Genomic DNA, 1,127 nt, shown 5'->3' on the forward strand with positions numbered 1-1,127 from the left:
TTCGTCCTGAGCCAGGATCAAACTCTCCATAAAAAGAAATTTGATTAGCTCAAATTGTTTTGCTGGCATCATGTTTGATGTCCAAAATTTTGTTTTGTTCACTAACTCGAGGTTAGCTAGTAAAAACTTTATTGATTACGTTTTGCTTGTTCAGTTTTCAAGGTTCATTTCGTTGCCGTTTTCTCAGCAGCAACTTTTATATAATAACATGTCGTTCGCTTAATGTCAACAACTAATTTTTATTTAATTTAATTGTTTTTCAGTAGCTGTCTTAACGACTTATATAATATAACACCTTCAATACAAAAAGGTCAATACTTTTTCTAAAAAAAATATAGTTTTTCACTTTACCGAGAAGCTTCCTATATTTATTATTGAAAAACAATTTTATAATTAGACTCACAATCAATTTAATATTTTGTGTTCCTAATCTCTATTGAATCAATTTCATAAAACATATTTTACAAGAGCTTAAACTGCTCCTGTTAAGGAAACTACATTTTTAAAAATTACGCTAGAGTTTGTGATTGTAGTACCATTTGGACGATCCACTACCATCACATTTTATGTTGAAAACATTTAGACAGAGGGAATCATCACAGATTGGACAGGTTGCACATTCTTTTGTTCTTGCGAACTATAACGTTTGATATTTTTCATTGAAGCTGTCATAACATTAGCTATGTTAAAGTACACATGTTGGTCTAAAATGCTTATTAAATTTAAGTTATTCACATTCATCGTGGACATTGATCGACGCTTTGCCGCCAGCTTCTTTCAGATTCCTCGACCTCACAGATACACCCTGCTATTAGTCTTATCATTACTTCCATCCTCGCAGTTCTGAACTTGTACCCCATAGTTCATACGCATGGCAGATACACATTAAAAAAAGAGATGCATCGAATATACGATACATCTCTCTTTTCACGTTTTATAATTAACGCGCCCGGTACATAAACGCTGTAAATTATAGGTCAAGAAATTATTTATTTTCACAGAAAAAAAAGCCGAGGAATTAAATCCTCGACTTTTTTAGGTGCCTAGCGACGTCCTACTCTCACAGGGGGAAGCCCCCAACTACCATCGGCGCTAAAGAGCTTAACTTCCGTGTTCGGTATGGGAAC

The 1,127-nt window shown here is 34.2% G+C and carries 1 rRNA gene; it reads right to left on the reverse strand.

The features are described from left to right. Positions 1-1,041 precede the first annotated feature (1,041 nt). A 5S ribosomal RNA gene (rrf, locus tag ACIPKN_RS26875) occupies positions 1,042-1,127 on the reverse strand; the annotation flags it as partial.

The sequence above is a fragment of the Lysinibacillus sp. NPDC086135 genome (genome assembly GCF_044746345.1).
GTDB lineage: Bacteria > Bacillota > Bacilli > Bacillales_A > Planococcaceae > Lysinibacillus.